15 protein-coding genes are annotated in these 16,838 nt (G+C 63.2%); 10 read left to right on the top strand and 5 right to left on the bottom strand.

Annotation, left to right across the window (positions count from 1 at the left end):
* Positions 1 to 36: 36 nt before the first annotated feature.
* Positions 37 to 483, bottom strand: coding sequence for a hypothetical protein (locus ABL840_RS04515; RefSeq protein ID WP_093299019.1), 447 nt, complete (start codon positions 481 to 483; stop codon positions 37 to 39).
* A gap of 263 nt (positions 484 to 746) precedes the next feature.
* Positions 747 to 1,196 carry a hypothetical protein gene (locus tag ABL840_RS04510; protein WP_093299016.1) on the bottom strand — a complete coding sequence of 150 codons (450 nt, stop codon included), beginning with the start codon at positions 1,194 to 1,196 and terminating at the stop codon, positions 747 to 749.
* Positions 1,197 to 2,217: 1,021 nt separating this feature from the next.
* Here ABL840_RS04510 and ABL840_RS04505 point away from each other — a divergent pair.
* From ABL840_RS04505 to ABL840_RS04470, 8 genes are all read left to right on the top strand, one after another.
* Entirely contained in the window at positions 2,218 to 4,029 is a 1,812-nt protein-coding gene (locus tag ABL840_RS04505; protein ID WP_093299010.1) for a copper resistance system multicopper oxidase, read from the top strand.
* The gene (locus ABL840_RS04500) at positions 4,026 to 5,105 is read left to right on the top strand and encodes a copper resistance protein B (RefSeq protein ID WP_228121900.1); all 1,080 of its coding nucleotides are present in this window, start codon (positions 4,026 to 4,028) and stop codon (positions 5,103 to 5,105) included. The genes ABL840_RS04505 and ABL840_RS04500 overlap by 4 nt, the downstream gene beginning before the upstream one ends.
* A 12-nt stretch (positions 5,106 to 5,117) precedes the next feature.
* Positions 5,118 to 5,654, top strand: coding sequence for a c-type cytochrome (locus tag ABL840_RS04495; RefSeq protein ID WP_093299006.1), 537 nt, complete (start codon positions 5,118 to 5,120; stop codon positions 5,652 to 5,654).
* Positions 5,655 to 5,694: 40 nt separating this feature from the next.
* Positions 5,695 to 7,536, top strand: a complete 1,842-nt coding sequence (locus ABL840_RS04490) for a glycoside hydrolase family 15 protein (RefSeq protein ID WP_176947363.1) — start codon at positions 5,695 to 5,697, stop codon at positions 7,534 to 7,536.
* Complete coding sequence (locus ABL840_RS04485) at positions 7,533 to 8,525, top strand: SDR family oxidoreductase (protein WP_093299001.1); 993 nt, start codon at positions 7,533 to 7,535, stop codon at positions 8,523 to 8,525. The genes ABL840_RS04490 and ABL840_RS04485 overlap by 4 nt, the downstream gene beginning before the upstream one ends.
* Before the next feature lie 3 nt (positions 8,526 to 8,528).
* Positions 8,529 to 11,066: an NAD-dependent epimerase/dehydratase family protein gene (locus tag ABL840_RS04480; RefSeq protein WP_093298999.1), complete on the top strand. Its 2,538-nt coding sequence runs from the start codon at positions 8,529 to 8,531 to the stop codon at positions 11,064 to 11,066.
* A gap of 226 nt (positions 11,067 to 11,292) precedes the next feature.
* Complete coding sequence (locus ABL840_RS04475; protein ID WP_093298995.1) at positions 11,293 to 11,631, top strand: hypothetical protein; 339 nt, start codon at positions 11,293 to 11,295, stop codon at positions 11,629 to 11,631.
* Positions 11,632 to 11,769: 138 nt separating this feature from the next.
* Positions 11,770 to 12,099 carry a four-helix bundle copper-binding protein gene (locus ABL840_RS04470; protein WP_093298992.1) on the top strand — a complete coding sequence of 110 codons (330 nt, stop codon included), beginning with the start codon at positions 11,770 to 11,772 and terminating at the stop codon, positions 12,097 to 12,099.
* 76 nt (positions 12,100 to 12,175) lie between these two features.
* Here the strand turns inward: ABL840_RS04470 and ABL840_RS04465 are convergent, their stop codons facing one another.
* The 3 genes from ABL840_RS04465 to ABL840_RS04455 all read right to left on the bottom strand — a co-directional run bounded on the left by ABL840_RS04465 (position 12,176) and on the right by ABL840_RS04455 (position 15,724).
* Positions 12,176 to 13,438 carry a type II restriction endonuclease gene (locus ABL840_RS04465; protein ID WP_093298990.1) on the bottom strand — a complete coding sequence of 421 codons (1,263 nt, stop codon included), beginning with the start codon at positions 13,436 to 13,438 and terminating at the stop codon, positions 12,176 to 12,178.
* Between the two features lie 190 nt (positions 13,439 to 13,628).
* Positions 13,629 to 15,044, bottom strand: coding sequence for a heavy metal sensor histidine kinase (locus tag ABL840_RS04460; protein WP_228121901.1), 1,416 nt, complete (start codon positions 15,042 to 15,044; stop codon positions 13,629 to 13,631).
* On the bottom strand, positions 15,041 to 15,724 hold the full coding sequence (locus ABL840_RS04455) for a heavy metal response regulator transcription factor (RefSeq protein ID WP_093299893.1): 684 nt from the start codon (positions 15,722 to 15,724) through the stop codon (positions 15,041 to 15,043). The genes ABL840_RS04460 and ABL840_RS04455 overlap by 4 nt, the downstream gene beginning before the upstream one ends.
* Before the next feature lie 191 nt (positions 15,725 to 15,915).
* Between ABL840_RS04455 and ABL840_RS04450 the strand changes: the two genes are divergently transcribed.
* Both ABL840_RS04450 and ABL840_RS04445 read left to right on the top strand, forming a co-directional pair.
* Positions 15,916 to 16,311 carry a hypothetical protein gene (locus ABL840_RS04450; RefSeq protein WP_143042875.1) on the top strand — a complete coding sequence of 132 codons (396 nt, stop codon included), beginning with the start codon at positions 15,916 to 15,918 and terminating at the stop codon, positions 16,309 to 16,311.
* 67 nt (positions 16,312 to 16,378) lie between these two features.
* Entirely contained in the window at positions 16,379 to 16,804 is a 426-nt protein-coding gene (locus ABL840_RS04445) for a hypothetical protein (RefSeq protein ID WP_228121902.1), read from the top strand.
* Positions 16,805 to 16,838: the final 34 nt, after the last annotated feature.

Here is a 16,838-nt window from a genome sequence, read left to right as displayed (position 1 = left end):
CCACAACGGGCCGTCGGCGCAAAGTCGGTCAGGCGATCAAGTTCGGGAGACGCAGTGCAGGATGGCGTGAGGCGGCGAGGCCGCAACCAGTGCACTCAGGGAGGTGGCCGAAGGGCGCGCAGGAGGCACCGTCTCAGGCACCCATGGGGTCAGGGCATAGATCGCCGACAGCAACACCGGCGGAACCGTCAGTGTGGATGCGTGGTCGCTTTGCTGCCCGTATTTGCAGTGCTCGGCGCACAGGTTGCCGGAAGCCGTGTCAGTCGCGCCCACCATGTCCGCACAGGGCGATCCTTGCACGGCCGAGTCACGAGAGTTGTCTGTTGCAGAGACAGCGCCTTGCGCCATCGACATGTCAGTGGACAAGCCACCCGCCAGACCCGCGGAAAGCGCGGGGCAGGCGTAAGCGGCGATCGCCAACTGCGAGAACAGCAGCAAGCCGATCAGGCCCCGGGCCACCATCTGCACGAGTCCACGCCTCATCGCTGCACCTCTGGCAACACCGACACGGCCGCACGTCCAGCGCATGATGCGTTGGCGAGCCGTGTGAGGAGGGTTGCGGAAATGAGCATTGGAGAACGCGTGAAACGCTGCTGATGGAGTCCGTGCCTGGAAAGTGGTTCCGCGAATTCTAGGCCTGTTGCTCAGGAAACGGGGCGAGCCGTGGCAAGACGTGCGGCTTGCGGCGGACGACAGCGTTGTGATCGGCGCTCAATTGCCTGGCGGTCGCCCGGTGGCCAGGTCGCTCAGCGGCGCATGGTCGCGGGTGCGTCCGGCAGTTGGCCCTGCTGGGTGAGGCGCTCCACGGGCGTGCCGAACTCCGGCTGCTCACCGCGCAGGCGTGCGTACGCAGCTGCGGCTTGCCGATAGGCAGGGCGAGTCGTGTCCGCACCCGCTTCGCCGTTGGTGGCGGCGGCCAGACCCGAACGCATCCAGGCCAGCGTGTCCGCCTGGACCATCGCGCGGGTGTTGGAGGACACGCTCACGACGGCGCGCGGATTGCCCTCGGGATAGCCCTGGTCCATTGAGCTTTGCAGCCAGCGCTGCGTGTCCGCGGCAACGGCTGCACGGCTGGTACTCGAGGTCAGCGGCGCCGGGCGAGGATCGCCTTCGGCATAGTTGCCGGCCAGTGCGGGTCCTGCGATCGCACCGAGCAGTGCGGCCAGCGTCAGGGAGGTCCTAAGGGAAGTCTTCATGTTCGGTCCTTTGGCGGTCAGAGGGTTGGCATTTCCGGAAATGAACAGCGCTGGGACTTGTCTTTCCGATGCGTCAACTTTAGGCTGCGGGTCCGTGGGTTACCGCACGCGCAGATTACAGTTATGTCATCTATCGGGAGCCATCCGTCGAGCTACCGCCTGCCGAGCGCGAGGGCTTGGCGAAGTTGACGCGGCGGCGCCTCGACCAAGGACAAGAACGCCGGGCTCGGCCGATCTCACGATCAAATCAGCTGTTATCTGACAGACGGCACTCTCCAGACACCAATCATTCGGGCATCAATCTGGTCGGCCCGTCGATTGGATAACCAAGGCTGCTGCAGCATGTCCTGCTTTCGAGTTTTGCTTCTTTGGGCACTCACACTCGCCGTACCGTTCCAGGGGTACGCTGCAGCGTCCATGGCTTTCTGCGAGACCGAGCAGGCCGAAGCCGCCGAAACAGTTCACGTGGGTTCGCATCATCACTCGCATGCCGCCGCTTCCGATGCCGACCACCTCCAGGGGACGGACGATGAAAGCGCTGGACACCCCGATGGCTCAGGCGTTGCACACAAATGCGGGACCTGCGGAGCCTGCCACGCGGTGGCATTGGTGGCTGATACCTCCGTAGTTCGCACTGAGCATCTGCCGGCAGCGGATCTGGCAGAGCCCCACGTGCGACCGACAACCCTCTTTCCGCTCCTCCTCGAACGCCCGCCTCGGGCCTGAAGAACCCGCTCGCCCTCGACATTGACGTCGGGCGCAAGTGCTTCGTATCGCCGGTAGCCGCCCTCCCAACTCGGGAGGGGCATGACGCATCCCAGCCATGAAACTTCGAGGACTCCATGCCCTATTCATCAACACGTCCAAAGAGCAAGCCCACGCGCATGCGTACTGTTCCAAGCAGTGTTCAGTTTCGTTGCGCGCCTGAGATCCGATCACCCGATCGGCCACGCTCAATCGGCCTGGACGCGCTCGCCGGCGCTGCTCGCTCAAGACGTCTCGAGACGAGAAGGGGCGCACCATGAAGCCGACTTCAAACGGCGCCGATCGGCGCAAATTCGTGATGGGTCTGGGCTCTTTCGGGGCGCTCGGTGGGTTGACATTGCCTTCTTCGTTGTCCTGGGCCGCGGCGGCAGGGCAAACCGAACTCACGGAATTGCGTGGAACGGAGTTCGATCTCGAAATAGCGCAGACGCCCGTCAATCTCACAGGACAAGCCCGCATCGCCACGACTGTCAATGGCCAGATTCCGGCGCCGACGCTCAGATGGCGCGAGGGGGATACGGTCACGCTGCGCGTGACCAACCGACTACCGGTCGCGAGCTCGATTCACTGGCATGGCATCCTGGTCCCTGCGGCCATGGACGGCGTGCCTGGCCTGAGTTTCAACGGCATCGCACCCGGCGAAACTTTCGTCTATCGCTTCCCAGTCAAGCAGAGCGGCACTTACTGGTACCACAGTCACTCCCGATTCCAAGAGCAAACGGGTCTGTATGGGCCCATCGTGATCGACCCGCGCGATGGCCCTCGCTTCAGAACCGACCGCGAGCATGTGGTGCTGCTTTCGGACTGGACGGATGGCGTGCCCGAAGAGATCTTCCGAAAGCTGAAGGTCATGAGCGGGTTCTTCAATTTCAACCAACCGACGGTTGGCGACTTCAAGCGAGACATCGCCCAGATGGGTATCCAAGGCGCGCTCGAAAAGCGAAAGATGTGGAACCGCATGCGCATGGTCCCAACCGACCTCGGTGATTTGACCGGCACGGCTCAACTGCGTAGCGCCGCGCGCTATCTTCTCAATGGCAAGACCGCGGATCACAACTGGACTGGCGCGTTTCAACCCCGCGAGAAGGTGCGGATTCGGTTCATCAACGGGTCGGCAACCACCATCTTCGATGTCCGCATACCGGGACTGAAGATGACCGTCGTCGCTGCAGATGGTCAGGACGTCCATCCGGTGACGGTGGATGAATTCCGGATCTCCGTTGCCGAAACCTACGACGTGGTCGTCGAACCAACCGACGACAGGCCCTACACCCTTTTCGCTCAATCGATCGACCGAACCAATTTCGTCCGCGGCACGCTTGCGCCTCGCGCCGGGATGCAGGCGCCGGTACCTGAGGTGGGCAAACCTCAGTGGTTGACCATGACCGACATGATGGGCGCCATGGGCGTGATGGGGAGCATGGGCGGGTCCAAGGGCAAGGGCGAGATGGATGGAATGCAGGAGATGGAGAACATGCAAGGCATGGACCACTCGAGCATGGCCGGAATGGGGACAGAGGGTAGCGCGAAGCCCGCCATGAAACCGCCGCGCGTGCGCCACGCCCGTACGGAGTACGGGCCCGGCGTGGACATGCACGTCGACATGCCGCGTACCAACCTCGACGACCCGGGCATCAATCTGCGGGACAACGGAAGACGCGTCTTGACCTATGCCGATCTCCACACGATCGGCGGACCGATCGACAGCCGGGAGCCTGGCCGTGACATCGAGTTGCACCTCACCGGCAACATGGAGCGATTCATGTGGTCTTTCGACGGTCAGAAGTTTTCCGAATCGAAGCCCGTGCACTTCCGTTTCGGCGAGCGGCTTCGATTGGTGCTCGTCAACGACACGATGATGAATCACCCGATTCACCTGCACGGGATGTGGGGTGAACTGGAATCTCCCACTGGCGAGTTTCTGGCTCGCAAACACACGATCAACGTCCAGCCCGCGCAGCGCGTGACCTACCGGGTGACCGCGGATGCGATGGGGCGTTGGGCTTATCACTGTCATATGCTGTACCACATGGAAGCAGGCATGTTTCGCGAGGTGCATGTGTCATGAACCCGCTTCAGCTCAAACTTGCGCGCAGCAGCATTGCAGTCGCAACCGCATCTTTTCTACTCGGCTTCACAGTTTCTGCGATTGCCCAGAGCGATGCGTCCAAGCGCATGGACGACATGCCGGGGATGGGCGCGAACATGTCCGATCCCACGTCGAAGGGAGGTGCATCCAACAAGGTCGCGCCGACGTCACCGTCAAAAGAGCTAACCGAGAAGAACAATCCTCGATCCACCGCAGCGCCTATGGATCTCGGACAGGTGCAGGGAATGCCCGGAATGAAAGGCGGAAGCTCCGACATGAAGGACATGCCCGGAATGAACATGGGCTCCATGCCCGGCATGGGCCCGATGCAAGGTGGCACCCCCCCTCCCGATGCCCGCAACCCAGACGCCCATGCTGAGGGGATGCCGAAGATGGCCATGCCCGGAATGGACATGGCGGATGACGAGCGCTTCGGGCGGATCCTGGTCAACGAGTTGGAATATGCAAAGGGCAGAGATGCTCGTGGCCAGAACCTCAACGTCGAAGCCTGGTACGGGGGCGACTACAACAAGCTTTGGATCAAGGCTGAAGGTGAACGCCGCGCGGGCCGCCTTGACGCCTTTCGCACCGAAGCACTCTGGGACCATGCCATCGCCACGTTCTGGAGCACGCAGTTGGGCTTGCGGCACGACAATGGGGGTGGCGGACGCTCGCGCAGCTGGCTGGCGTTCGGTGTGCAAGGCCTTGCTCCGTACTGGTTCGAAACCGAAGCAACAGCCTATGTGGGTTCAGGCGGCGCGCTCGCCGCACGTCTCGAACTGCGCTATGACCTCCTCCTGACGCAGAAGTGGATCCTCCAACCCAAGCTCGAAGCCAACTTTTATAGCAAGAGCGATCCGCAGCGCGGCATTGGGTCGGGACTCTCCGACATGGAACTGGGTGTTCGTCTGCGCTACGAGGTGACGAGGCAGCTCGCTCCCTTCATCGGCGTGACTTGGTCGAAGAAGTTCGGGAACACAGCGGCTTACGCAAGACAGGCTGGCGAACGCGTTCGAGACACGCAAATCGTGGCCGGCGTGAGATTGTGGTTTTGACAGGAGCATCCCATGTCGAAACGGATCTCAACGATGCTTGCCGGAGCGGCTGCTGTGATCGTGATTGCCGCTGCAGGACTTGCGGCTGTTTGGTGGACGGGAGGGTACAACGTCGCGGCGGACGAGGCGCACTCCCGGCCTGTCGCTTCCGCCCTGACTTCAATGCGCGAGCGCTCGGTCTCTGCGCGCGCGCGAAGGATCGCTGTGCCAGACCTCGAGTCACCGCAGATGGTCGCCCTTGGCGCAAAGCAATACAGGGAAATGTGTGCGAGCTGTCACCTGGCACCGGGGATAGAAAACACAGAGCTGCGTCGAGGACTCAACCCGCGCCCACCGGATCTCGCACGCCATGGCGTGCACGATCCGGCGGAATCCTTCTGGATCGTCAAGTACGGCATCAAGATGTCTGGAATGCCGGCGTGGGGCCTCACCCACGACGATCAAACACTCTGGGCCATCGTGGCCTTCATGCAGCGCATGCCGAAACTGTCGGCAAAGCAGTTCGATGAACTGAGCTCCGACGGCGCGTTCCATCACGATGCGAACTAAAAAGGGTGGACCAAGCGCCGTCTGCTCGGATGAGTACAACGTGAAGACACATCAAGCATATCAACCCATCTCCGACTATGCGCTGATCGGCAACACGCATTCGGCCGCGTTGATCGGACGCGACGGTGCGATTGATTGGTGCTGCCTGCCGCAATTCGACAGTCCAGCGGTCTTCTGTCGGCTGCTGGATGCCCAGCTCGGTGGTTATTTCAAACTCGCGCCCGCTGGCGCTCACCGGAGCACACGGCGCTATGCAGCGAACGGTGCGGCACTCGAAACGGAGTTTTCGACTGCGGGTGGTGCCGTTCGCGTGACCGATTTCATGCACAGCGAACGCTTGGCCACCAGTCGGATCGGGATCGATAAAGCCCACTGCCACCGGTTGCTGCGGTGCATCGACGGCCTCGGCGGTGATGTTGAGCTGGAGGTAGCGCTAAGACCGACATTCGACTTCGCACGGCAGGCCGCGCATTGGAACCAAAGCGCGCTTGGCTGGCATGTCACCGGCGGCGGGCAGCACCTGTTATTGGAAAGCATGCCTGTCATCGAATGCCGCCTGCGCGGCGACATAGCGCAGGCGCGGCTTTCTGTTCGCACCGGTGAGCGGGCCTGGCTCATTGTGTCGCAGGTCGACGCCATGACGCTTCAGGCTCCTCCGCCCGCGGGCGATCCCGAGGTGCTGCTCGAGGAAACGCGACGTCATTGGGCGGAATGGGACCGGCTCTATACCTACGAAGGGCCCTATCAAGCGCAGGTTCGCATCAGCGCGCGCGTGCTCAAGCTTCTGACATTCGGCCCGACCGGAGCACTGGTAGCGGCTCCTACGGCCTCGCTGCCGGAGCTCGTCGGCGGCGCACGCAACTGGGACTATCGATTTTGCTGGCTGCGCGATTCGGCGCTGGTGTTGCGCGCGCTGATGGCCGTCGGCTACCACGAAGCCGCGATGGATTTCTTTCGTTGGCTGGAAGAGTTATGCCAAGGGGAATGCGATGCGATCCAGATCATGTATCGGATCGACGGCGGTCGAGACCTTCCTGAGCAGGAACTGGAGCACCTGGAGGGATACCGCGGTTCCCAACCGGTACGCATCGGCAACGCAGCGGCGCAGCAGAAACAGCTCGACGCCTACGGTCACGTCCTGGATGCGGTTCTGGTGTGCCATGAGGGCATGCGCATGTCGTTGAGTTCGGGCCTGCGGCACGTGCTTGCGAGGTTGGCGGATGAGGCGGCTGCGCACTGGCGTGAGCCTGACCAGGGCTTCTGGGAAAGCCGCGGGCCGCCACAACACTTTGTCTCATCGAAACTGATGTGTTGGGTCGCTCTGGATCGAGCCGTTCGACTTGCGGCCACGGCCGCGCTCGAAGGCAACGTGGATGGCTGGAGGGCTGAGCGCGATGCGGTGCGCCAGGCAATCCTGGAGCATGGCTACGACGCGAGAGCACAGGCGTTCACCCAGGCCTTCGGCAGCGCCGAACTCGATGCGAGCGCGCTGCTGATCCCGCTCGTAGGCTTCCTTCCGGCCGGTGACGAGCGGATGGCCAACACCGTGGAAAGCATTCGCCATCGGCTCATGAACCACGGACTGGTGTACCGCTACGGCGGAAACGACGGCGTCGCAGGCGGAGAGGCGGCGCTTGCGATGTGCAGCTTCTGGATGGTCGATAACCTCGCACTGCAGGCTCGGGTCGACGAGGCATGCATGCTGTTTGAACACATCGTCTCCTTCAGCAGCGATCTCGGTCTTCTTTCCGAGGAAATCGATCCGTTGACCGGCCAGTTGCTCGGCAACTACCCCCAGGGCTTCACTCATTTGGCGCTGATCGAATCGGCACTGGCGATCGGTGCCGCGCAGCGCAGGCAGATGCGAGGAGCGCAGGAATGAACGGCCCCCTTGTTGTTGTCATCAGCGGGGGAACCGCCGGCGTCGGACGGGCAACCGCGCTTGCATTCGCGCGCCGGGGCGACTGGGTCGCGATCCTTGCGCGCGACGAGGGGCGCCTGCAATCCGCGTGTGCCGAACTGCGCGCAACCGGATCGACCGTCCTTGGAATCGCCACCGACATGGCGGATGCCGCGCAGGTGGAGGCTGCCGCCGACCGCATCGAGCGCGAGCTGGGTGTGATCTCCATCTGGGTCAACAACTCGGCTACGACGGTTTTTGCGCCGGTGCTGGAGACGACGCCCGAGGAGTTCAGGCGTGTGACGGAGGTGACATACCTCGGTGCGGTCCATGGCACGCTCGCCGCGCTCAGGCGCATGCATCCGCGCAATGACGGCTGCATCGTCCAGACGGGGTCGGCCCTTGCTTATCGTTCGATCCCGCTGCAGTCGGCCTACTGCGCCGCAAAGGCCGCCATCCGCGGATTCACGGATTCGCTGCGCTGCGAACTGATCCGCGACGGCTCGAAAGTGCGGCTCACGATGGTGCAGTTGTCCGCGTTCAACACGCCGCAGTTCGAATGGGTGCGAAGCAAGCTGCCGCGGCGCGTTCAGCCCGTGCCGCCGATTTTTCAGCCCGAGTTGGCAGCCGACGCCATCGTCTGGGCCGCCACCCATCGTCGGCGCGAAGTGTGGGTCGGCTGGCCGGCCGCGAAGGCCATTCTTTCAAGTCGCATCGTGCCTGGCATCGGTGATCGGTTGGCGGCCCGGCAGGCGTATGACTCCCAGATGACGCTGGAGCCGGCGCAGCCCGGCCGGCCGGACAACCTGTTCACGCCCGTGGCAGGTCCTTTCGCAGCCCACGGACGCTTCGATGCCCAGGCACGCGGCGCCAGCGTGCAATGGTGGTGCTCGAAGCAACGCTGGACGCTGACGGCGTTCGCGGCGGCGCTGGCGGTCGCGGTCATCTTTTTGGCGCGCTGGAGCAACTGATCAATGAATAGAAATGCCAAAGGCCTCGTGCTCGTGACCGGCGCCAGTGGCTTCGTCGGGCGCGCGGTGGTGGCTCGACTCGCGAAGCTCTATACCGTCGTCGCGCTGGATCGCCCGGGCCCTCCCGACCTTGGCGCCGGCGCCAAGGTCGTGGATATCGACCTTGCTTCCGACGCCAGCGTACGAGATGCTCTGGCGCGCGTGCGCGCCGATTTTGGCGGCCGGGTCGCGTCGGTGATTCATCTGGCGGCCTATTTCGACCTCGAAGGTGTCCCTCATCCCGACTACGAGTGCGTGACCGTGGGCGGCACGCAGCGGCTGCTGCGCGAACTGCAGGCTTTCGAGGTTGAGCAGTTCGTGTTCGCCAGCACGCTGCTCGTCCATGCACCCGGGCGGCCGGGTCAACCGATCGATGAGGACTGGCCGGTCGAGCCGAAGCTGCCGTATCGAGAATCGAAGATCAAGACCGAAAAGTTGATCCGCGAGGAACGCGGCAAGATTCCCGCCGTCTTCGTTCGACCCGCCGGCGTCTATGACGACAAGGGACACGCGGTCTTTCTGGCCCACCAGATCGCCCGCATCTACGAGCGCAAGCTCAACAGCCGCGTCTATCCGGGCAACCTTGATGCGGGCCAGCCGTTCTTGCACTTGAACGATCTGGTCGATGCGCTGAAACGGATCGTCGAACGCCGCCACGAACTGCCACCCGAGTTGCCCGTGTTGCTGGCAGAGCCGAGGACACCTTCGTTCCGAGACCTGCAACAGGCCATTGGCCGCCTGGTGCACGGCGAAGCATGGGCTACAAAGGAAGTTCCCGAGGGAATCGCGCGCATGGGCGTCGAGCTTGAGGACAAGGTCCTGGGCGAGGATCCGTTCATCCGGTCCTGGATGGTCGAGATCGCGGGCGACCATTACGAGGTCGACATTTCTCGCGCGAGGAAGCTGCTCGGCTGGCGGCCTCGACATGCGGTGATGGATGTGCTGCCGAAGATTGTCGAGGCCTTGAAGTCCGATCCGCCTGCCTGGTATCACAGCAACAAGCTGAATGCGTCCGTGGTCGCAGACCGCGCACCTGCCGTTCTCGGCCAGGGCGACGCAAAGACCGAAACCCACCATGACAGCATGCGGGAACATCAACAGCAGATGCGACGCATGCACTTTGACATGCTGTGGGTCCATTTCTTCAACATGCTGCTTGGCGGATGGCTCATAAGCAGTGCGTTCGCGTTCGACGCTTTTGATGCTCAAGCCTTCGGCCACATGATCTGGCAAGTGACCGCCGAGCGCGGCCTGGCCGATCCGGCGCAGCGCATGGCTTGGCTCGGATGGAGCGATGTCGTCTGCGGCGCACTGATCATCCTGTTCGGCGCGATGTCTCTGTCGCAAAAATTTTCGTGGGCGCAGTGGGCCAATGCGGCCGTCGGCGTCTGGCTGCTGTTCGCGCCGCTTGTGTTTTGGTCGCCGAGCGCCGCGATCTACAACAACGACACCTTGGTCGGGGTGCTCGTGATCAGCTTCGCCATTCTCGTTCCCATGATGCCGGGGATGAGCATGGAGTCGATGATGGACCAGTCCGACATGCCGGCAGGCTGGTCCTATTCGCCATCGACTTATCTGCAACGCCTGCCGATCGTGGCGCTGGCATTCATCGGCTTCGTCATTGCACGCCAGCTCACCGCCTACCAGCTCGGCCACATCGCTGGCGTCTGGGACCCTTTTTTCTCAGGCACGGCAGGGCGCAACGGAACCGAAGCGATCATCACGTCCGACGTGTCCAAGGCGTGGCCGATTGCTGATGGCGGGCTCGGCGCAGTGAGCTATCTGCTGGAAGTCCTGATGGGCGTCATGGGCGGGCGGCAGCGCTGGCGAACGATGCCGTGGATGGTCGCGGCGTTCGGTGTGGTGGTGGTCCCGCTGGGGGTGGTCAGCATCTACTTCATCATCATCCAGCCGATCATGCTCGGCACCTGGTGCGCCTTATGCCTGGTCGCGGCGCTCGCGATGGTCATCATGATCCCCTATACCCTCGACGAACTCGTTGCGATGGGACAGTTTCTCGTCCAAGGCCATCGCCGCGGCGACCCGTTCCGGCGCATATTTTTCATGGGTGGCCCCTCTCCCGGGAGCAAGCAGGATCGACAGCCCGATTTCGACGCGCCGCTGATCAAGACAGTCGCATCTGCCCTGCGCGGCGTGCAAGTGCCTTGGACACTCGCCGCCTGTGCGCTGCTCGGCGCAGGATTGATGTTCACGCGTTTGATGTTCGGTTCCGAGCCGCCCATGGCCAACAGCGATCACCTGGTTGGCGCGCTCATCATCACGGTGGCGATCTCGGCCATGGCGGAGGTAGGTCGGCTGCTGCGCTTCATCAATGTTGCGCTGGGTCTTTGGCTCGTTGCCGCGCCATGGGTCTTGGACGGAGCGTCGGTTGCCGCCTCCGCAGGAAGCGTCGCTTTCGGAGTTGCGGTGGTCGCGCTCAGCCTCCCGCGGGGACGACGCAGCAAGGAACACTATGGCAGCTGGGATCGCTGGGTCCTGTAGGTGCAGGCGCGCCGCGCTGATGGCGGTTGCGAAGGCTCTCGCCGACAGAGTTCGAACAGCTCATCTGGCAATCGCGCGGGAGATTGGATTACGCAACTGTAATGCCCGCGTCCGGCTTTCGCCAAAGCCGCTTCCTACAGTGGGTGCGACAGCTGTCCCCACAGGGGGCCTGACGGGACAAATGTCCTTTTCGCCGGAACGCCGGCAACGACCCAAGGAGCTTTTCATGACGAACCAGAACACGATCCCTCAACGCAAAACCTTCACTCTCAAGAGCACGCTCATCGGATTCAGCGCTGCCGTTCTGTTCTCGGGCACTGCCATTGCGCAAAACCACACGTCCGAGGCCGTCCCGCAGACGAACACGAAGCCGCAGATCGCAGCCGAAGCCAAGAAGAGCGCGAAGCCGACGGGAACCAAACCGATCAAGGATGGCAGCACCGCCGAGGGCGAAGGCTCGGGCGTGAAGAAGACGACGCGGCCCGAGGCCACGGGCCAGGGAAGAGCCGCCGCTCGGGAGGCGCGTCCGCACCGCGATCCCGGTCAAGGCGGCACCCCGAAGTAACCACCATGAAATCCATGCTGTCGGGCTTCGCAACGACCAAGGTCCTGGAGGGGGGCGGCAGCAGATGGTTCAGGGCTGTCGAGCCACGGCAGCCCATTTGTCGCCGGGTCACCGGCATTCACTTCAAAGGAGTCGACAATGTCACATGAGAGCTATACCGCATGCATCGAAGCCTGCAACGGCTGCGCCACTGCCTGCAATCATTGCGCGTCCGCGTGCCTGAAAGAAGACAACGTCAAGATGATGGCAAGGTGCATCGCCCTTGACATCGATTGCGCCGCTGCCTGCCAGTTTGCTGCGGCCGCAATGGCCCGCGGCAGTGAACATGCCAAGGCCATATGCGCACTGTGCGCGGACATCTGCGACGCATGCGGTGCAGAGTGCGAGAAGCACCAGATGGCTCACTGCAAGGCGTGCGCCAAGGCCTGCAAGGATTGCGCTGCTGCATGTCGGGCCATGGCGCATTGATGATCGTTGGACTTGCGCAGCGGGCCGCGCTCTTGGCGAAGCGGCGCGCGGCTCTCCTCGTCACCATGGGTTTGGGTCACAGCGAATGAGAGATCTCGCTCAGCGGCTTCAAGCCCGAACCGAACCGTCCAATCGCTTCGCGGTGCGCTCCAAGCTCGCTGTAGGGCAGATAACGGATGCCGAGTTCGGCGACGCGCGAGAATGCCGGGCGGCGCAGCTGCAGCCGGACATCCTCGCGGCGTGCATCAGGTGCCACGAGAAACATCGAGACGCCCTTGCCCAGTTCGGTGCCCAGCGCGAGGTCTAGCATCCGCACGATGCCTGAGTAGATGGAGGTCGAATGCTCCACCTCGAAAGCCGCGGCGATCTTCGAGCCGTCGGACTCCGCCCAGATGACGTCGATCAACCGCACCGAGTCCAGGCCGGGCTGGGCGCCCGCGGGCAATTGCGTCAAGCAACCGTCGCCGAGCCGACCCCCCGCATAGCCGCGTCCCTGGTCGTTCGAAGCGATCCAGACGCCGAAGCCGAGCGACTTGCCCAGATCGCGCAGCCATCCTTGAATTTGCGTGTGGGTCGCCTCGCTCTCTCGATCTGCGGCCCAACGCTTGTGAGCGGCCGCTGAATCTTCGCGAACCTTCTCGAGGTCGGCCTCCCAGCCCTGAATGGCCGCGACATCATCGCTGCGCGGCGGCGGCGCGTACCGGCCCGAGCCGATGTCGAAGAGCAATCCGGCCAGTGCGCCCATGTCGTTGGACAGCAGCCGGCGGTGCTGCGCGTTCAGCCGAAGGCAGCCCTCGCGCATGGAAAGGTAGTGGTCCCACTTGCCAAGCTTGACGTTGCTGCCCGTGACGGCGTTGTAGCCTTTCACGATCGCCGTGTTGAAAGGCATCACGATCGTGGGATGAACGAAGTACAGCAGGTTCGCCACAGCCGGCCCAAGGCCCTTGATCCGATGCGCGTCAATGCGGCGGATGGCCTCGACCACCTCCTCGGCGTTGTCGCAGCAGTCGCAGGCATGCAGCAGTCGGGCAAAGGCACGCTGATTGGCATCGTTCTCGTAGATGTCGGGAATGCGCAGCTTCGGCTTCCAGAGAAACGCGTGGTCGGCGCCCTTGAAGATCTGGCGTTGCTCCGCCACCGAGCCGACGACGGTTTCGAGCGAGGAGCCGCGAAACGCGCTGCCGAATGTCCCTGCATCGATGTCCTTGACCACCTGGGCCAGGCCCCGGCGGATGGAGCGGAAATTCTTTAGCCGCTCGTCCCATAGAAACCAGGAGTTGTAGGTGCTCAATGAATCGGTCTTCCAGTGACCAATGAGAACTTCAAGACCAATGGACATGGGCGCAGAGGATTGAAATGCGCAAGGCGCGACACCGTCGATTGAAGCACGAGTCGATCTGGTCAAGTCAGCGTTTCGCGCAAGAATCCCTGGCGAGCCGACTCGCAGCCGAATCCAGCAATGGGGTCGCATGGGGCATGGCCGGCCCCTTGTCCCTACGCGAAGTGCGCGGCATGCCGAGCAACGCCTATCAAGTTTCCGGCGCTATCGAAAAGCTGATCTCAGTGACACCCGAGCGCGAGGTAGCGCGGGTTTGGCCGCCATGCATTCGTGCGATGGCGGCCACGATCGCCAAGCCCAGCCCATGGTGTTCGGACGAGTCGGTGCGAGACCGCTCTGCCCGGAAGAACCGTTTGAACAGATTGGGAAGGACGTCGTCCGGGACCGGCTCGCCGCGGTTGGCAACCTTGACCCAGACGCCGTCGGGCTGGGTGTCGATCACTACCGCGATCATGGAGCCGGGCGTCGCATAGCGGCTCGCATTACTCAGCAGGTTCGACAGGGCGCGGCGCACCAGCCCGGCATCGATGCCGATGTGCGCATCGCCGCTCACATGCACCTTCAATCCTGCATCTTCCAACGTGGCCTCGTGAAAATCCAGCACCGTTCGCACTTGGTCGACCAGACTGACCGGCGCGGATCGGCGCGCCGCCGTACCGCGGTCCGCCTTCGACAGGAAGAGCATGTCGATCACGATCGCCGAGACGCGTCTCGCCTCTTCCAGCGCCGACAACAACGCGTCTCGCAGTTCCTCGATTGATCGCGGTCGAGCCAACTCGACTTCGACCATTCCGATCAGGTTGGCCAGCGGCGTGCGCAGTTCGTGCGCTACATCCGCGTTGAAAGACTCCAGTTGGTGGTAGGCCTGTTCGGCGCGATCGAGCACCGCATTGAATTGAGCCACCCACGGCGTGATCTCTGAGGCATACGGGGCGGGATCGATGCGCCGCCCCGGATACTCTGGACCGGTCGCGGCAGTCTGCCGAACGAGCTTCTGCAGCGGTTGCATCCCCCGATGCACCAGCAACGCACCGGTCAGTGAGATGACCACTGAGCCAAGGACGACCGCGCCCACGAGCGTCCAGGCCAGGCGGGCCAGGAGCTTGGCATCCTCCTGGACATCGATGCCGAGCTGCAGATGCATCGCGGCGTCTCCCGACGGCATCGGCTGCTCCTGCGTGGGCATCCACAGCCAACGTCCCGAAGCCCGAGCCGGCGTGGACGAATAGATGATCTCGTTGCCGCGGCGCAACACGAGACTGATCTCCGCGTGGGTCGAGAAGAAGTCATCGAGCTTGTGGCGCAGTCCGTCGCGCCCCGGGTCATCGCGCGACTCCTGGATCAGGTGCTTGATGAGCTCGGACTGGCGCTCGAATTCGCTGGCCTGCTTGACCTGGAAGCTCCACGCGGTGACGGCATAGATCGCCACACACACCAAACTGAGACCGATCAGGGCCTGCGCTGCAAACCAACGCGACAGCGCGGCCTGGATGGACCCTGTGTCCTGCGCATGCGCGGTGACGGGCTGCGCACGTCCCTCTGGGGAGACTGCCGTAACGTCGGCGGCCGTGCCCGGCCCTTTCACAACGGTCTTGGCGGGGCTCACGACATGCCGCCTTGCCGACTCTCCAGCACGTACCCCATGCCGCGCACCGTGTGCAGCAGCTTCTCTTCGAAAGGATCGTCGATCTTGCTGCGCAGCCGCCGGATGGCGACTTCCACGATGTTGGTGTCGCTGTCGAAATTGATGTCCCACACCTGCTCGGCCAACTGGGTGCGTGACAGCACGTTGCCCCGACGGCGCATGAGCAAGGTCAACAGTGCGAACTCCTTGGCGGTGAGATCAAGCCGCTGCCCATTGCGGGAGGCCCTGCGTGCGACCACATCCAGGTGCAAGTCCTTCAGCGCATAGTTGGACACCTCGTGCAGCTTGCCGCGGCGCAACAGCGCCTGGATGCGGGCAAGCAGTTCGGAAAACGCAAAGGGCTTGGCAAGATAGTCGTCCGCACCGCTTTGAAGTCCACGCACGCGATCGGCGACTTCGTCGCGGGCCGTGAGCATCAGCACCGGCACGGACTTGATCTTGCGCACGGCCTCCAGCACGGCGAATCCGTCGATTCCCGGCAGCATCACATCCAGCACCAGCAGATCGTAGTCGCCATCCAAGGCGAGGCTGCGCCCCTCAAGGCCGGAGCGCGCGAGGTCTACCACGAAGCCGCTCTCGGTGAGGCCCTTGACGAGGTAGTCGCCCAATTTGTGTTCGTCTTCGATGACCAGTATGCGCATTGCCAAATGCTACGGCGGTGGGTCGCGGGCGTGGATTACTTCTTTGTAATCCACGTGGCGGGTGATTGGCGGACTGGCTTCCTAGAGTCATTGCATGCCAGACAGTTGACTGGCATCGCCGGCTCGGTGGTCGATGCCGACGCGTCCAGTGCAGCTCGCGAAGTCGAACATTTCGTTGAAGGAGACCTATCATGAAGAACCGTCAAATCCTCTCGCTCGCACTTGCCGTGGGTGCAGGCGCTGCATTCGTTGCGCCGTTTGCAGCTTACGCGGAAGGGCCGTCTCACTTTGCGCCGAACGAAGCCGGCGTGGTCTATCACCCAGGTGAAGCGGGACAGGCTAAATCCCAGGCCCATGTATCAGCTGAACTCGCGGACGCGCAGAAAACCCCTGCCGGGGCCAGCATGCTGCGCTGGGGATCGATGAGCACGCCGAAGGTCGGAGCCGCCAAGTCGCGCGCCGAAGTGGTGGCCGAACTGGAAGCCGCGCAGAGGCAACCCAACTGGGATGCCGCAGCACGGCTCGGTGCGCCCCTGCCGGCGCCCAAAGGTGATGCGAGCAAGGCTCGCGCACAAGCGCAGCCCTGAGAGTCGCGCACAAATCTGGATGTCTATACAGGTCTCCTGACACACTGCTCGACTTAGAATTCGCCGCATGCACCGGGTTCGCCTGTTCGTCCTTTGGATCATGATGTTTGCCGTGCCCTTCCAGGGGTACGCGGCGGCAGCCATGGTCTTTTGCGGACCGGGTCACGCCGGTGAGGCGGGCGAAGTGTCGCTCGCACAGCCCAGCGCACACGACCACGCTCAGCACCCGCATGCGGATGGGCACGGCGATCATGAGCACAAGGCGGCACAGGCTGCCAAGCCTCCCGCAAAGGACAACACCGCCAAGGTAGCGAGTGCCGGGCCCGATGCGATGCACAAGTGCGGTACCTGCGGCGCGTGCCATGCCACAGCGCTGACCAGCACGATGGACTTGGCCGTTTTCCACGACCTTCCCAAAGCCGACTTGGCGGAGCCAGCCATCACGGTGGCCACGCTCGCGCCGCGCGTTCTCGACAAACCTCCTCGCGCTTAACGCGTTCGTGCGCCTGTGACTCGTCACGGGCCGC

Source organism: Variovorax sp. NFACC27 (assembly GCF_048301545.1).
Lineage (GTDB): Bacteria > Pseudomonadota > Gammaproteobacteria > Burkholderiales > Burkholderiaceae_C > Variovorax > Variovorax gossypii.
Note: the sequence above shows the minus strand (reverse complement) of the source record. Positions and strands in the feature narration are given on the sequence as shown.